This is a genomic window from bacterium (assembly GCA_023228325.1).
Classification (GTDB): Bacteria; Auribacterota; UBA6266; order UBA6266; family UBA6266; genus UBA6266.
In genome coordinates, this window is record JALOBK010000001.1 from 1,895,732 (window position 1) to 1,911,459 (window position 15,728).

15 protein-coding genes are annotated in these 15,728 nt (G+C 43.8%); 14 read left to right on the top strand and 1 reads right to left on the bottom strand.

All coding sequences use genetic code 11. The features are described from left to right. Nucleotides 1-10: 10 nt before the first annotated feature. The 10 genes from M0R36_09155 to M0R36_09200 all read left to right on the top strand — a co-directional run bounded on the left by M0R36_09155 (nt 11) and on the right by M0R36_09200 (nt 11,920). A complete protein-coding gene (locus tag M0R36_09155; GenBank protein ID MCK9555963.1) occupies nt 11-862 on the top strand; it encodes an RnfABCDGE type electron transport complex subunit B in 852 nt (283 codons plus the stop codon). After that, complete coding sequence (locus M0R36_09160; GenBank protein MCK9555964.1) at nt 852-1,481, top strand: corrinoid protein; 630 nt, start codon at nt 852-854, stop codon at nt 1,479-1,481. Before M0R36_09155 ends, M0R36_09160 begins: the two co-directional genes overlap by 11 nt. A 15-nt stretch (nt 1,482-1,496) precedes the next feature. Further along, a complete protein-coding gene (gene folD / locus M0R36_09165; protein ID MCK9555965.1) occupies nt 1,497-2,408 on the top strand; it encodes a bifunctional methylenetetrahydrofolate dehydrogenase/methenyltetrahydrofolate cyclohydrolase FolD in 912 nt (303 codons plus the stop codon). Next, nucleotides 2,401-3,327, top strand: a complete 927-nt coding sequence (mdh, locus tag M0R36_09170) for a malate dehydrogenase (protein ID MCK9555966.1) — start codon at nt 2,401-2,403, stop codon at nt 3,325-3,327. The genes folD and mdh overlap by 8 nt, the downstream gene beginning before the upstream one ends. A gap of 4 nt (nt 3,328-3,331) precedes the next feature. Beyond that, the gene (locus tag M0R36_09175) at nt 3,332-4,114 is read left to right on the top strand and encodes an undecaprenyl-diphosphate phosphatase (protein MCK9555967.1); all 783 of its coding nucleotides are present in this window, start codon (nt 3,332-3,334) and stop codon (nt 4,112-4,114) included. A 3-nt stretch (nt 4,115-4,117) separates the two neighbouring features. Further along, nucleotides 4,118-5,776: a DNA repair protein RecN gene (recN, locus tag M0R36_09180; GenBank protein MCK9555968.1), complete on the top strand. Its 1,659-nt coding sequence runs from the start codon at nt 4,118-4,120 to the stop codon at nt 5,774-5,776. A 73-nt stretch (nt 5,777-5,849) separates the two neighbouring features. Continuing rightward, complete coding sequence (locus M0R36_09185; GenBank protein ID MCK9555969.1) at nt 5,850-6,737, top strand: phosphoribosylaminoimidazolesuccinocarboxamide synthase; 888 nt, start codon at nt 5,850-5,852, stop codon at nt 6,735-6,737. A 35-nt stretch (nt 6,738-6,772) separates the two neighbouring features. Further along, the gene (locus M0R36_09190; protein ID MCK9555970.1) at nt 6,773-9,070 is read left to right on the top strand and encodes a sodium-translocating pyrophosphatase; all 2,298 of its coding nucleotides are present in this window, start codon (nt 6,773-6,775) and stop codon (nt 9,068-9,070) included. Between the two features lie 123 nt (nt 9,071-9,193). Further along, nucleotides 9,194-10,117, top strand: a complete 924-nt coding sequence (gene trxB / locus M0R36_09195; protein ID MCK9555971.1) for a thioredoxin-disulfide reductase — start codon at nt 9,194-9,196, stop codon at nt 10,115-10,117. Nucleotides 10,118-10,138: 21 nt separating this feature from the next. Further along, on the top strand, nt 10,139-11,920 hold the full coding sequence (locus M0R36_09200; protein MCK9555972.1) for a sensor histidine kinase: 1,782 nt from the start codon (nt 10,139-10,141) through the stop codon (nt 11,918-11,920). A 21-nt stretch (nt 11,921-11,941) separates the two neighbouring features. Here the strand turns inward: M0R36_09200 and M0R36_09205 are convergent, their stop codons facing one another. Continuing rightward, nucleotides 11,942-12,364, bottom strand: a complete 423-nt coding sequence (locus tag M0R36_09205) for a DUF2065 family protein (protein MCK9555973.1) — start codon at nt 12,362-12,364, stop codon at nt 11,942-11,944. Between the two features lie 144 nt (nt 12,365-12,508). Between M0R36_09205 and M0R36_09210 the strand changes: the two genes are divergently transcribed. The 4 genes from M0R36_09210 to ispH are packed head-to-tail and all read left to right on the top strand — an operon-like array spanning nt 12,509 to nt 15,726. After that, nucleotides 12,509-13,072 carry a hypothetical protein gene (locus M0R36_09210; protein MCK9555974.1) on the top strand — a complete coding sequence of 188 codons (564 nt, stop codon included), beginning with the start codon at nt 12,509-12,511 and terminating at the stop codon, nt 13,070-13,072. Between the two features lie 42 nt (nt 13,073-13,114). Beyond that, a complete protein-coding gene (locus M0R36_09215) occupies nt 13,115-13,423 on the top strand; it encodes a hypothetical protein (GenBank protein MCK9555975.1) in 309 nt (102 codons plus the stop codon). A gap of 30 nt (nt 13,424-13,453) precedes the next feature. Then, entirely contained in the window at nt 13,454-13,918 is a 465-nt protein-coding gene (locus M0R36_09220; GenBank protein ID MCK9555976.1) for a methylated-DNA--[protein]-cysteine S-methyltransferase, read from the top strand. A 50-nt stretch (nt 13,919-13,968) separates the two neighbouring features. After that, nucleotides 13,969-15,726 (top strand): 4-hydroxy-3-methylbut-2-enyl diphosphate reductase, encoded by a 1,758-nt coding sequence (gene ispH / locus M0R36_09225; protein MCK9555977.1) that lies wholly within the window; start codon nt 13,969-13,971, stop codon nt 15,724-15,726. Nucleotides 15,727-15,728: the final 2 nt, after the last annotated feature.

Sequence of the window (15,728 nt, forward strand, 5' to 3'; positions counted from 1 at the left end):
ATAATTTACAATGAGCATTGAGGTAATCATTTATTCAACCGGAGCCCTCTTACTTCTGGGTATAGGCTTCGGTATAGCGTTATCCCTTTCATCAAAGCTTCTCAGGGTTGAAGAAGATCCCAGGATAAAAAACATATCGGATATTTTACCGAATATAAACTGCGGCGCGTGCGGATTTGCCGGCTGTTTCAGTTATGCGGAAGCGATTGTCACAAAAAAAGAAAAAATAAACCTCTGTATGCCCGGCGGCGAAAAAACCTCAAAAAAAATAGCTGATTTGATGGGGATGGCGCCCGACTCCATAGAAAAAAAAGTGGCTGTTATTCATTGCTGCGGAGGCGGTATAGGCAGGAAAAAATACGATTATTCAGGCGTAAAAGACTGTAGAATAATCAATATGGTCGCCGGCGGGTCGGTAGAATGCGGCTACGGCTGCCTGATGGGCTATGCCTGCCTGAAGTCCTGTCCTGTTCACGCTATCAAAAAAAATGAAAACCAGATGCCGTATGTTATAAGGGATAAATGTATCGGCTGCGGAAGGTGCGTTAACACATGCCCGAGAAACCTGATAGAACTGGTTGAAGACGCCAAAAAAGTGCATATTCTCTGTTCATCGCATGACAGGGGCGCCGATGTCATCAAAGTATGCAGTGTCGGATGTATCGGCTGCGGTAAATGCGTACAGGCATGCCCTTTTAATGCGATACGGATGGAGAACAATCTGGCTGTAATCGATTACTCTAAATGCAAGGTGTGCGGCAAATGCGTGGAAGTATGCCCTGTCAAAGTCATATATGACTGGAGAAAGAACTTCATCATGCCCGGAAAACAGCGGAAATCGGAGAAAACCAATGAGCTTTGAAACACTGAAAACCTTAGTCTCTTCGGGAAATGTGCCTGAAGTGCGCAAGAGTGTCGAAGACTTGTTAATGTCCGGAACCGAGCCTTTGGAAATTTTAAATTCCGGGTTGATAGAAGCGATGGAGGAAATCGGGGAAAAATTCAAAAAAAACGAAGTCTATGTTCCTGAAGTGCTGATGGCAGCGCGAGCCATGAAAGAAGGAGTTTCAATTTTAAAACCTCTATTGTCTTCAGAACAGCTGGGAACAAAGGGCTGTATCGTAATCGGCACGGTAAAAGGCGACCTTCACGATATAGGTAAAAACATTGTAGCGATAATGCTGGAAGGAGCGGGCTTTAAGGTGATAGACCTTGGAGTCGATGTAGCTCCCGAAAAATTTTTATCGGCTGTTACAGAGCATAAAGCCGGCCTTGTCGCAATATCCGCGCTTCTGACGACAACTATGCCTTCAATGAAATCAACTGTAAGCATATTGAAGGAGAAAGGCCCTTCCAATTTAAAAATTATGGTTGGAGGAGCGCCTGTCACAAAAGAGTTTGCCGAAGAGATACAGGCCGATGGTTTTTCCGAAGAAGCGGGCACGGCGGTAGATATAGCGAAAAAATTGATTTCCGGTTAATCAGGAGGATTGAATATGTCTCTTATTATTGATGGTAAAAAAATATCGCTTCAGATAAAAAATGAGCTGCGCGCCGCGGTTTCAGCGCTGAAAAAAGACAGGAACATCATTCCCGGACTGGCTGTTATTTTAGTGGGAAGCAACCCCGCGTCAAAAGTATATGTAACCATGAAGGAAAAAGCGTGCGCGGAAATCGGGGTTTATTCCGAAAAACATTTAATTGATGAAGCTGTTTCCACTGAAAAACTGGTCGAATTAATAAAGTCGCTGAATAAATCCGGGAAAATCCACGGTATTCTGGTACAGCTTCCTCTACCCGGGCGCATAAATGCGGAAAAAGTCATAGAGTCAGTCCATCCTTCAAAGGATGTGGATTGTTTTCATCCATATAATGTCGGCAGGCTTCTTACAGGAAACCCTGTTATGCCGCCGTGCACACCCGCGGGAATACAGGAACTCCTTTTAAAATCCGGCGTCAACCCTGAAGGCAGGCATGTGGTCATACTCGGGAGAAGCAATATCGTGGGAAAACCTCTTTTCTCAATCCTGTGCCAAAAGGCAATCGGCGCAAACGCGACTGTTACTTTGTGCCATTCCCGCACGGAAAATATGAAAGAGATAACTTCAAGCGCCGATATCCTCATAGCCGCCATAGGCAAGCCCCGGTTTGTAAAAGCCGACATGGTAAAAACAGATTCGGTGGTAATTGACGTTGGAACAAACAGGGTAAACGATGAAACAGCGGAAAAAGGATATAAAATTGTGGGAGATGTTGATTTTGAAAATGTAAAAAACAAGGTTAAAGCGATTTCTCCGGTCCCGGGCGGGGTCGGTCCCATGACAATTGCGATGCTTATGAAGAATACCTTTAACGCCTGTCTTGAGCAAACCGGCGGCAGGAACCGGGGAGATATGTATAATGGATAAAAAAATTACGGTGGTGGGAGCCGGTTTTGTCGGAACCGCGTGCGCGAAAAGAATCATAGAAAAAAATCTCGCCGATGTAACACTGATGGATATTGTTGAAGGGCTTCCTCAGGGCAAGGCTCTTGATTTAATGCAGTCAGCCGCGATTGAAGGTTTTTCGAAAAAAATACGCGGCACCAACGATTATCAGGAAACACAAAACAGCGATATCGTTATAATCACCGCCGGTTCAGCCAGAAAACCGGGGATGAGCAGGGATGACCTGTTTAAAATCAATTCCGGCATTATATCGGATGTAGTTGCCCGAATATCAAAATTCAGTCCCGCTTCAATAATAATAATGGTGACAAATCCGCTTGACGCAATGACTTATTTAGCCTTTAAAGTATCCGGTTTCCCGTCTCACCGTGTCCTGGGCATGGCAGGAGTCCTTGATTCCGCAAGATACAGTTACTTCATTTCGGAAAAGCTCGGATGCGCGCCTTCGGAAGTCAGGTCGATAGTTTTAGGCGGGCACGGGGATACAATGGTTCCCATGCCGAGACTTTCAGAAATCAAAGGGAAACCGCTGGCGGAATTTCTGGCCGCAGATGAAATCAGCGAAATAAACGAACGGACTCAAAACGGGGGAGCGGAAATAGTCAAACTTTTGAAGACCGGGTCCGCTTATTACGCGCCATCTTCCTCCGCCGTTAAAATGGCAGAACATATTATAAAAGACATCCATGAAATAATCCCGTGCAGCGTTTATCTGAACGGCGAATACGGGCTGAGCGACATATATTTCGGAGTGCCTGTCAGGCTATGCGGAAAAGGGTTGAAAGAAATCGCGGAAATCAAATTAACGGATGAAGAGCAAAAACGCCTTGATAAATCAGCGCGGGCGGTCGCGGAAACCATCAACAAACTGAAAACCTGATTATATGCTCCTTTTAAAATCATTATTTTTAGGGTTTATACAGGGTATAACGGAATTCCTTCCCGTATCCTCTTCCGCGCATTTGGTCATAACCGAAAATATCATCGGGATTCAGCCGTCCTTCTTTCTTAACGTTTCCATGCACGCCGGGACAATGATCGCGACAATCATTGTCTACAGGAAAACAATATATGAAATAATTCATGGACTGTTCCGCGCTCAGAAGAATGAAATAAAATATTTTACCAGGATTTTAGCGGCGACGGTTATTTCCGCGATAGCGGCATTTTTGATTGTGTCGGTAACAGGAGAGGACGTCCTTCACAGGAAAAAGATAATCGGGATATCCCTGCTGGTTACGGCTGTTATCCTGTTCCTTTCGGACAGGATAAAAAACACACAGCCTAAAACCCTCTGTCAAATAAGCGTCCTCAACATCCTTTTAATAGGCCTGGCCCAGGGTATTGCCGTCTTCCCGGGCATATCAAGGTCCGGAATGACTATCGCCTTCTGTCTTTTCCTGAAAATGGAAAGAAGCGAGGCGACGAAATTTTCTTTCATCTTATCCATCCCCATAATCCTGCTCGCATTCATCTATGAAACAATCGCATCCTGCGGCAGTATTGGTAATAGCTACGACTTTCCCGGATTGATTTCCGGTTTTTTTGCGGCTCTGATATCCGGGTTGATAGCTATAAAATTAATGATTATGCTTGTAAAATCAAGAAGGCTGACAGTCTTCGCAGTTTACTGTATTCTGCTGGGAACGGCGCTTTTTCTGGTATAGGACATGATAGAGACCATAAAAATAAACAATATCGCGCTCGCAAAGGATATAGAAATACGATTCGGCGGCGGATTAAACGTCATGACGGGTGAAACCGGAGCAGGAAAATCTCTTCTGCTTTCATCATTGATGCTGACCATAGGAGAGAAATGGGATAAAACCTACCTGAGAAAAGGCGAAAATAAAGGCTCTGTTTCAATGTCTATCAAAATAAACAGGCTCTGCGCCGACAGGCTGAAGCTCGATGAACTCGGACTGCAGACCGAAGAATCATACATATACATCAAAAGGGATTTTAATTCTGAAGGAAGGAACAAGGTATTTATAAACTATAATCCTGTGCCTATTTCGATATTAAAAAAGATAGGCGACCAGATACTGGATTATCACTCCCAAAATTCCCATCAGCTTCTTCTCCATAATGACTACCAGATGGAACTGCTTGACATTTACGGGATGATCGATAAAACAAAATACGGCAGGATTTATAAAGATTTTATGAGCGCCAGGAAAGAATTCGATGAAATGACGGCCAAAGGCAAAATTTCCGGCGAACTGGCCGAACTTTATCAATATCAGTTAGACGAGATACAGAAAGCGTCTTTAAAACCAGGGGAGGAACCTGCCCTGGAAAAAGAGTTATCGGTTATCGCCAATTACAGCGCGCTGGCGGAATTATCCCAGGAAGCGTTAACCCTGCTGTATGACGGCGACGAATCGATATTCAACAAACTGGCCCATACTTCAAAAATACTGTGCAAAATAGAGGATATATCCGGGGAAAAATTCAGCGCGGAGACAATAGGGTCTTTCAACAATTTCCTGAGCGAAACCGCTTCGAAAATAAGGGAGTTGACCGAAAACCCCGATTTTGACGATAACCGTCAAAAACAGATCGAAAGCAGGCTTCAGGATATTTATACGATAAAAAAGAAATACGGCCCTCAAATATCAGATGTGGAACAGAAATATGGCTTTTTGTCTAATGAACTGCGCATCTATAAATCTTTTGAAGAAGAAAAAAAGAAACTTGCGGCAAAAATAGCGGCTATTGAAGAAAAACTCCGGCTGGAAGCTGAAAATATTTCAAAAAAGAGAAAATCGGCCGCAAAGAAGTTCTCGGAGCGCGCAATCGCGGAATTAAGCGAAATAGGACTTGAACACGCGCAGATAACAATTTCTCTTTTCGATAAGGGATTAAGAGAGAACGGGACTGACGGCGTCCGGTATCTTTTTTCCGCCAACAAGGGGGAAAACCCCCTTCCGCTTGAAGACGTCGCTTCCGGAGGAGAGATTTCCAGGCTGATGCTCGCGCTAAAAACGGTTTTTGCCGAAAAAGATTTTACCCCCGTCCTGATATTCGACGAAATTGACACAAACATAGGCGGGAAAACGGCTGTTGCTGTCGGAAAAAAACTGAAAGAACTATCGAAAAGCCATCAGATTATCTGTATCACACATCTGCCTCAGATCGCCCTTATGGCGGACAGCCATTTTTATATCTATAAAGACATTGAAGGGGGAAGGACATTCACACGGATAAAAAAACTCGATTACAATGAGAAAGTTGAAGAGATAGCAAGGATGCTTGGCGGTAAAAACATTACTTCGGTGACCCTGGAACACGCAAAAGAACTTTTAAAATTAAACAGGAATACTTGACAGCGTTAATGTCTTTTGATAAAAAGATATTTCCTTAAATACCGATATAACCTTTAAGAAAAAACAGGGCAAAATGCCGGCAATGGATAATATAAATCTTTCAGGGATAAAAAAATTCAAGTCCGGGAAGGTCCGGGAAATATATGACCTGGGCGATAAACTACTGATACTGACCAGTGACAGGATTTCCGCTTTTGACTGCATAATGCCCAATCCCATACCCGATAAAGGAAAACTCCTTACGGCTATTTCCGTTTTCTGGTTTAACAAACTGTATCCCGTCATTGAGAACCACATTATAACAACCGATATTGAAAAATATCCTCCGGAACTTAAAAAATTCGGCGATATCATCAAAGGCCGCTCTATGCTTGTCAAAAAGTGTTCCATAATTCCCATAGAATGCGTCGTCAGGGGATATTTAGCGGGTTCGGGGCTTAAAGAATACGATAAAAAACAGACTGTATGCGGGATAAAACTTCCCAAAGGCCTGAAAAGTTATTCAAAACTGCCTGAGCCGGTATTTACGCCGTCCACAAAAGCTGAGAGCGGGCATGATGAAAATATAACGGTCAAAAAAATGATCGATGTTATCGGGAAAGAGACTTCCGATTTCATAATATCCAAAACAATGGAAATATATAAATTCGCTTCGGACTTATCTCTTAATAAAGGTTTGATTCTGGCAGATACAAAATTCGAATTCGGAGTCATGGATAACAGCATAATATTATGCGACGAGGTCCTCACACCCGATTCCTCGCGATACTGGCTGCTTTCCGGTTACAGGGAAGGAGAACCCCAGGAAAATTTCGACAAGCAGTTCCTGAGGGATTACCTGGAAACCCTTGACTGGGACAAAAAACCGCCTGCCCCGGCATTGCCGGAAAAAGTCATCAGTAAAACAAGGGAAAAATATATAGAAGCATATGAAAAGCTGACCGGAAATAAATGGCTGTAACAATTTAAAAACGCAATTCTTAAAAAGGAGAACCAATGAGAAAGAAATATGGAAAATACTGCATTTTCGGCGTAACCCTGCTGTTGATATTCTTTTCAGCGGGCGTTGCCTCAGCTTCCGCCGAAACGCCGGATCCCAGGACTATACCCCCCATATGGTGGATAGCTCCCGCCGCTTCAATACTCGCGCTTATCACCGCTTTTTTATTTTACAAGATGATGATGAAAGAATCCGAAGGCACCCCGAAAATGAAAGAGATTGCGGCCGCCGTCAGAGAAGGCGCGATGACGTATCTTAAGCAGCAGTATAAAATAGTCGGTATTTTCTTTTTAGTCGTATTTTTAATTTTTATACTTATGGCTTTCGGGATCAAGGTGCAGTCAAGATGGGTCCCGTTCGCTTTTTTAACCGGCGGTTTCTTTTCCGGCCTTTCCGGTTTTCTGGGGATGAAAACTGCGACAAACGCCGGCGCCAGAACCGCGAACGGAGCAAGGACTTCCCTGAACCAGGGCCTTGTGGTGGCGTTCCGTTCAGGAGCCGTAATGGGGCTTGTGGTAGTAGGTTTAGGCCTTCTGGATATCAGCCTGTGGTTTTTAATACTCTATAAGCTGACAAATATGAATCTTCACGAAATCACGGTGACAATGCTGTGTTTCGGTATGGGGGCGAGTTCACAGGCGTTATTTGCGAGAGTCGGAGGCGGAATTTTCACAAAAGCCGCCGACGTCGGAGCCGATCTCGTAGGTAAGGTAGAGGCCGGTATTCCGGAAGATGACCCGAGAAATCCCGCAACGATTGCGGATAATGTAGGGGATAACGTTGGAGATGTGGCGGGAATGGGAGCCGACCTGTATGAATCCTATTGCGGCTCAATACTGGCGACGGCGGCATTGGGTGTTGCCGCATATTCCAACCTCGGCTTTGCCAGCAGATTAAACTCCATTATGATACCCATGCTGATTGCCGGACTCGGCACTATTTTCTCTATAATAGGTATCTTCGCGGTCAGAACACGCGAGGGAGCCACAATGAAACAGCTTCTGCTCTCATTGTTGGCTGGAACAGCGTTAAGTTCCCTGTTGATATTATTAACAACGGGCGTTATGGCAGGTTTCGGATTTCTCGGCATGACATGGGGGATTTTCGGGGCCATTGCGTCAGGATTATTAGCGGGAATTATCATAGGGCAGAGCACAGAATATTATACCGCCTTTAATTATGCCCCGACCAAAGGAATAGCCAAAAATGCCCTTACAGGTCCGGCAACAGTGATAATAGACGGTTTTGCGGTGGGTATGATGTCAACATGGATTCCGGTCGTTACCATAGCTGTTGCAATGATGGCCGCGTTTGTTCTGGCGGGCGGGAACAAAATACCGGAACTGGGTTTATACGGGATAGGGATAGCGGCCGTAGGAATGCTGTCAACTCTCGGTATAACATTGGCTACTGATGCCTACGGTCCCATAGCGGATAATGCCGGGGGGAATGCCGAAATGTCAGGGTTGGGAGAAGAAGTGCGCAAGAGGACAGATGCGCTTGATTCGCTGGGGAACACCACCGCAGCCACGGGAAAGGGATTCGCCATAGGTTCCGCCGCATTGACTGCGCTGGCTCTTCTTGCCGCGTATATGGAAGAAGTAAGGACGGGCATGATGCGTATAGGCCAGGAGACAATAACAGTCGCGGGAAACATAATAGATGTTTCAAAAGCTACGTTAGATGAATTTATGATGTATTTTAACATTACACTGATGAACCCCAAAGTCCTGATAGGCATGTTTCTGGGGGGAATGCTGGCGTTTGTCTTCTGCTCATTAACAATGAAAGCTGTGGGGAGAGCCGCTTCTTCCATGGTTCAGGAAGTCAGAAGGCAATTCAGGGAAAAGAAAGGGATTCTTGAGGGAACGGAAAAACCCGATTACAAATCCTGCGTTGCCATATCCACCATAGGGGCGCAAAAAGAAATGATTTTTCCTTCTCTTCTCGCCATATTGACGCCCGTGGTAACAGGTCTTATACTGGGTGTTTCAGGTGTTATGGGTCTTCTGGCGGGAGGCCTGTCGACGGGATTTGTTCTTGCTGTAATGCTCAACAATGCGGGAGGAGCATGGGATAACGCGAAAAAATATATAGAAACAGGCGAATACGGAGGGAAGGGAAGCCCCGCGCACAAAGCGGGCGTAGTGGGGGATACCGTCGGAGATCCTTTCAAAGATACTTCCGGGCCCAGCCTTAATATTTTAATCAAACTGATGAGTATGATAAGCGTTGTCGTAGCGGGATTAATCGTAAAGTTTTCTCCCGTGATCCAGAATTGGCTCGGAATTTAACCGTTTATCCTTTTAAAAGGCCGGGTATGGAATCCCGGCCTTTTCTTTAACTCATAAAAGTATTTATCCGCCGCATATTTTAAGATATAATATTTACGGCTGTTTCAATTTTTTGTTATTACTATGATAAAAACATATGATATCTCAATAATAGGAGCGGGACCCGCGGGTTTATCCGCAGGCATATACTCTTCCCGGGCGGGACTCAAAACAGCCATATTCGAAAAAGGCGCTCCCGGAGGACAAATAAGCTGGACATCCAGTGTTGAAAATTATCCCGGATTTCCGCAAGGCGTATTAGGTCCCGACCTTTCAGAAAAATTCCGGGCTCAAGCCGCTAAATTCGGCTGCGAATTCATCAACAATGAGATCTTATCAATACAAAAGGCTCCGGACGCGTCATTCCTGATTAAAGGCTTGTCCGTTCAGTGTATTTCGAAAACAGTTATTATTGCGGCCGGGTCAGTTCCCAATAAGCTCGGCATACCCGGAGAAAGCGAATTTTTAGGCAAAGGTGTATCAACATGCGGAACGTGCGACGGGCCGTTATTCAGGGGAAAAAACGTTTTTGCAATCGGCGGGGGAGATACAGCCGTAGATGAAAGCCTTTTTATCTCGAAATTCGCGTCTGCCGTGACAATCATCCACAGGAGAGACAAGCTCAGGGCTTCGGCCTATCTGGAAGAAAAGGCAAAAAACAACGGCAAAATATCTTTTTTGTGGAATACAATCCCTCTGGAAATCAAGGGCGGCAGCCGGGTTGAAGGAATAACCGTAAAAAACAAGGTCACCGGAACAATAACCGAACACAAGACAGACGGCGTTTTCGTCTTTATAGGGCAAAAACCTAATTCGCGTTTTGTCAGGGACATGGTAAAAACAGACGATGAAGGTTACATAGCCGTCAATTTGCAAATGGAAACTTCCGTTCCGGGAATGTTCGCCTGCGGCGACATAAGGGAAAAATCATATAAACAAGTTGCAATTTCAACAGGAGACGGGGCGACCGCGGCTCTCAGCGCTCAAAAATATATTGAAAAAAAATAAAATCTCCCGGCAGGACCGCTAATGATACGTCACAGGAAAAGATACCTTGTTTTTATAATAATGCTGATGATGCTTGTCATCACGGTTTCAATGGCTTATTTCGCATTCCAGTCTTCTCAGGCCCAAACCCTTAATTTATATACCCAGCAGCTCCTGCTCCTGTCCAACCAGATAGCAAACAGTATATGCCAATTCGTGGAAAACGGCATCACTGGCATGAACCTGCTTTCCAACGTCATCGATGTCAAAGACGATGAGAATTTAAAAGGATATTTTTCCGACATCTTTGTCAACTACGGCGGATTCACCGCCGTTGTTTTCTGCACCCCGGACGCTGTGGTAAAATATTCCTACCCTGAAAATTTTTTCGAAAAAGGGTCAGTCATAAAATGTGATTCCGGCGCCGTTATACGCGATATTTTCGACGCCTCGCAGAAAACCCGTAAATCCATGTTAACCAATGCCGTTTCGATAAAACCGGGGTGTTTCGCGCCTTTTATTGTCGCTCCCGTATTTAAAACAAATAAAAAACTTACTGTCCTGGAGGGTTTCATTATAGGCATAATCTCTACCCGGAAGATTGAAAATGAATACATGTTAAAACTCCAGCCCGGTTATCTGGAATATGTCTGGCTTGCGGACGGCAACGGCATTCAGATAGCGGGAAAACACGAGATAAACAACGGAAGCAATATTTCCTGCAGGTTCGGCGACAGCAGAAAAGAATGTGTTTCAACCGCCATTTCAAACATGCGGGAGGGAATGCCCGGTGTCATTGAATATATTTCACAGGAAATGAGGGAAAGGCATCCGACAAAAAAAATAACGGCTTACAACCCCCTGGCCATAGGGGGGCTCAACTGGACAGTAGGCGTATGCACCAATCAAAGACAATTTATAGAAATCCTTCAGAAAAACTTCATGCAGACACTTATCTTCATAGCGATAACCATCCTTGTCATTACCGCGGGGCTAAGCGGCATATTCTATATTGAAAAACAAAGGATAGAAGCGGTGGAAAACGCAAAGATAATAAAAACCCTGGAAAAGAAAGTCGAGGAAAGAACATCCGAACTTCAAAAAGCAAATGAAGAACTGATAAAAATGAACGAAGTGAAAAATAACTTTCTGTCCATGGTTTCACACGAGTTAAGGACTCCGCTTACAACTATCCAGGGTTATATAAGTTTTGTGCTCAGCGGAAAAGCGGGCGAAGTTTCGCAGCTGCAGAACAAAAGCCTTACGATAGCCGAACACCAGGTGACAAGGCTCGATGAGATGATATCCGAACTGCTCGATGTGGCAAGGATAGAATCAGGCAGTATAGACCTTGAATACGAGCTTGTAAACGTAAAGGAACTTATTGATTCATGCATACAATGGTTAACCCCCATATCCGACAAGAAAAAGATATCCCTTGAGAATAAAATGGAAAATAACGAGCATTCCTTTGCACAGATAGACAGGAAAAAAATGAGCCGCGTCTTCATAAACCTTATTTCAAACTCAATTAAATTCACCCCCGAAAGAGGAACGATAGAAATATCGAAAAAAGACACGAAAGAATCATTTATATTCTGCGTATCGGATAACGGGATCGGCATTCCCCGGGACCAGATAGACAGAATTTTTGACAAGTTCTACCAGGTTGACAGCAGTGTAACCCGAAAATATAAAGGCAGCGGCCTGGGGCTTGTGATTGTAAAAGAGATAATAGAGCTTCACGGCGGAAAAATCTGGATAGAGAGCGAAGAGGGGAAAGGCTCTAAATTTTTCTTCACCATTCCCAAACCCGTAGTTTAACATCCTGATATAAAAAATATATTAATTCGAAATAAGGACGATCCAGACTATCACTACCCCTATTATCAGCTGCACAGCGCAGAGAACCTGCATATAACGGTCGTTAATCACAGGTTTGTCGCCGGCAAAATATTTTTCGATGATATGTTTGTAAACCAGGAGATAAACAAGAACAAAACCGAAGAATATCATCAAAGCGCCCAGTATCAATGCCATTACATATAGAGCGGGGAGTTTTCCTATCGCGTAAAGGGCCGCGACAATAATGCAGAAGAATCCCGTTGCGGCGAAAAAAGAGCCCAAAAGCCTGGCTGTGCTGTCACTGAAATCTTTCATTGCCAGGACCATTTTCCTGGCGATGGACGGGCTTATTACGCCTGCCGCCCTCGTAATTATTATCAGCAACCCGAACGCTCCGAGAATAACCTTCAGCAGAAATTCCATAACCGGCCTCCTTACTGATTTAAATTGACATACAAAGAAAAATTATGTTTAATTACAATAAATTTATTTCACTGATTATACAGCATTTTAAATTGTTTTTTAAATCTTATTTTAAATTCCCGTTAAAAAAAGGGGGGTAGCAGAATGACCGGTGATATTCAGATTCAATCCACACTCGACGAAAAAATGACGTCGGCTCAGGATGAGCTTTCAAAACTTAAAACCAGGCAGAGCCAATTGGAAAAGGAAAGAAACAAACTGGAAAAACTTAAAGTAAAACTGGATAAGCTGACCGAAGGCAAATCTGATCTGCAGCCTTCGATAAACAAAGCTGTCCTGTCTCTCGAAAGCGAAATAGAATCCAATCACAGGATGAACGAAGAGCTGAGTATATTATGCGATAAACTAAAAACCGATTATGAGAAAATAGCCTCTATCCCGGAACCGGACATAGAATCTCCCGAACTGGAAAATCAACTTGATAAATCGCTGGTTGTCATAGAGGAAGCAGGTTCGGATTTCAAAAAAGCGATAGCCAGGATTGAAGCCTTCTCTCAGCTCCAATCCGGCGATACCCCGGCTGTTACGGCAAAATCAAAATCGCAGTTTTCAAAACTTGAGCTTCTCAAAATCGGATTTTACACAGGGCTTCCGATTGCGGCGCTTGCTTTGATTCTGGTTTTCATCACACTTTTTTTACTAAAATAAAACTTTATTATTGCATTATAATTCATTCTGAAAAAGGGTCTTATGAATATTTTTAATCATTACAATAAAAAAATCAGAGAGCTTGACCGCGAAATAAACAAGGTCAAACGCGAAATCATAAAGATTACGTCAAATGACACATCTTCAAAAAGGAGAGAATTGACCAGGGAAACACCTGATTCCCCGAAGGATGGCGACGAAAGAAAAAAATTGGCCAATTATCTCGGGGCGGGGAGCATACAGACCCTCGGCATGCATAAATATCACAAGGAGGATTTACGCAACAAGATCATTTATGCTATTGTCGGCATTCTTTTTGTTTTAGCCCTTATATGGTTGATCTCCAGGTAATTTTTGAATAAGAACCGTTTCTACAGCCCCTTGGAAACAGACTATGGAAGATTTATTGTCTGCCATGACGGAAAAACAATATTCGGCATTACTTTTCCGTCAGGCAAGCCCCCTGCAAAAAAATTAAAGGTCTCTGCTTTTTCTAAAAGGCTTGAAAAATCGCTCAACAGTTACTTCAGGAGGGGAGAACCGCTTCCCGATTACAACATACATATTTACGGCACGGACTTCGGGCAGAAAGTAATAAATGCCGTAAGAAGCGTTCCTTTCGGTAAAACCCTGACTTATTCTGCGATAGCTGTCCGGATCGGACACCCTGAGAGCCAGAGAGCTGTCGGTTCCGTCTGCAGTAAAAATCCTGTTCCGATAATAGTTCCGTGCCACAGAATAATTCCCGAAACAGGCGGAATCGGAAATTACTCATCCGGCAGGAAATGGAAAAAGATACTGCTCGGCGTTGAAAAACACAAACATTGCAATATAAAAAAATATTGAAATATTTCAATAAAAAGATGAATATTATGTAACACGGGTGTTTAAACACAATGAAAATCAAAATAGCGTATTTATCCGGTTTCTGCATGGGGGTCAGGAGAGCTACCGACATAGTCTATGCTCTCGCAAAAAACCTTCATAAGAAAAACAGGAGGATTGTTACATACGGGCCCCTGATCCATAATCCCCGGGTCCTGGAAGAACTTAAATCGAAGGGCATCGGAAGCATCAGCAAACCCGAAGACGCGGATTCCGGGACAACCGTGGTCATCAGAGCGCACGGAATCCCTCCGGATACACGGGAAAAACTAATTTCGGCGAAAGCCCTTATATGCGATGCGACCTGTCCTGATGTGCTAAAGGTTCAAAGCCTGGTTAAAAAATATGCGAATAAAGGCTATACAATAATAATAATCGGCGACAAGGGACATGCCGAGGTTACGGGTTTACTGGGTTTTGCCGGGAGCAAAAGTTTTGTGGTGAATAAAACCGGGGAAATCAATAATATACCCGACATCGCGGGGGATATAGCCGTTGTCTGCCAGACCACCCAAAGCTCAGGTCTTTTTGAAGCCGTTTCTTCCGAAATCAAGAACCGTTTTCCTAATGCCGTAATATACAATACAATATGTAAATCCACCGAAAAAAGACAGGAAGAAACAAGAAAGCTGGCGAAGGAAGCGGATGTAATGATAGTTTTAGGAGGCAGGGACAGCGCAAATACCCGGCGCCTGTACGAAATATGCATCAATGAAAAAAAACCCGCTTACTACATAGAAAACGCCGATGAACTGAATGTTGATGAGATTTTGAAATACAGGACAGTTGGAATCACGGCAGGAGCTTCTACCCCCAATTGGATGATAAAAAACCTTGTCCGGGAATTAAAAAAAGCAAACCGGAAAAACCGGCTGAAGCTGTTATTAAACATTGAGAACATCATTTATTTTATAGTAAGGACCAATATCCTGATAGCTGTATCCGCCGGCGTTTTATCTTATATCTGCACCAAATTTTTCAAACTGCACAATCCCTCCATCCTTTATCCCCTGACCGCGGGATTGTATATATTTTCCATGCACACATTTAACCGCCTCTTCGACAATACACTTGGAGAACTGAAAGATTATTCGCGTATAGGTTTTATGGAATCCCACCACGAAGAATTCAAGGCCCTTTCAATAATCACCATGTTCGCAGTTCTCATCTGTTCGCTTATACTGGGTTTTTCAGCATTTATAATAGCATTCATTGCGTGTATAGCAGGCGTATCATACGGCACAAAATTATTTCCGAAAACATGGGCTGTGAGAAGGCTGAAAGATATCCCGATGTCGAAAAACATCATGGTCAGTCTTGCATGGACTTCAATCACTGTTTTCCTGCCGCTCTTCGGGTACAAGGAGGTATCGCCTCCTCCGATAAGCCCGGCGCTGATAGCCTTTAGTTTCGCTTACATATCAATTTTAATATTCATCAGATGTCTGACATATGACCTGGTAGAAATACATGCGGACAGGACGATAGGGAAAGAAAGCCTGGCCGTATTAAAAGGTAAATCCTTTACCAAAAAGACTATAGTGGTTATGATACTGATTTCAGCTTTGATGTCTGTATCCGCATCCTACTTTAAAGTAATACCTTCCTACGGTTACATATTGCCGCTGATATCCGTTTATTCCTTATTCTACCTGTACTTGTACCATAAACGCCATTTTTCCCAGGAAGCTGTCTTCGACCTTGTAGTCGAGTCCAAATTCATACTCGCCGGATTAATAGTATATCTCGGCTCAAAATTCACAGGTTGATC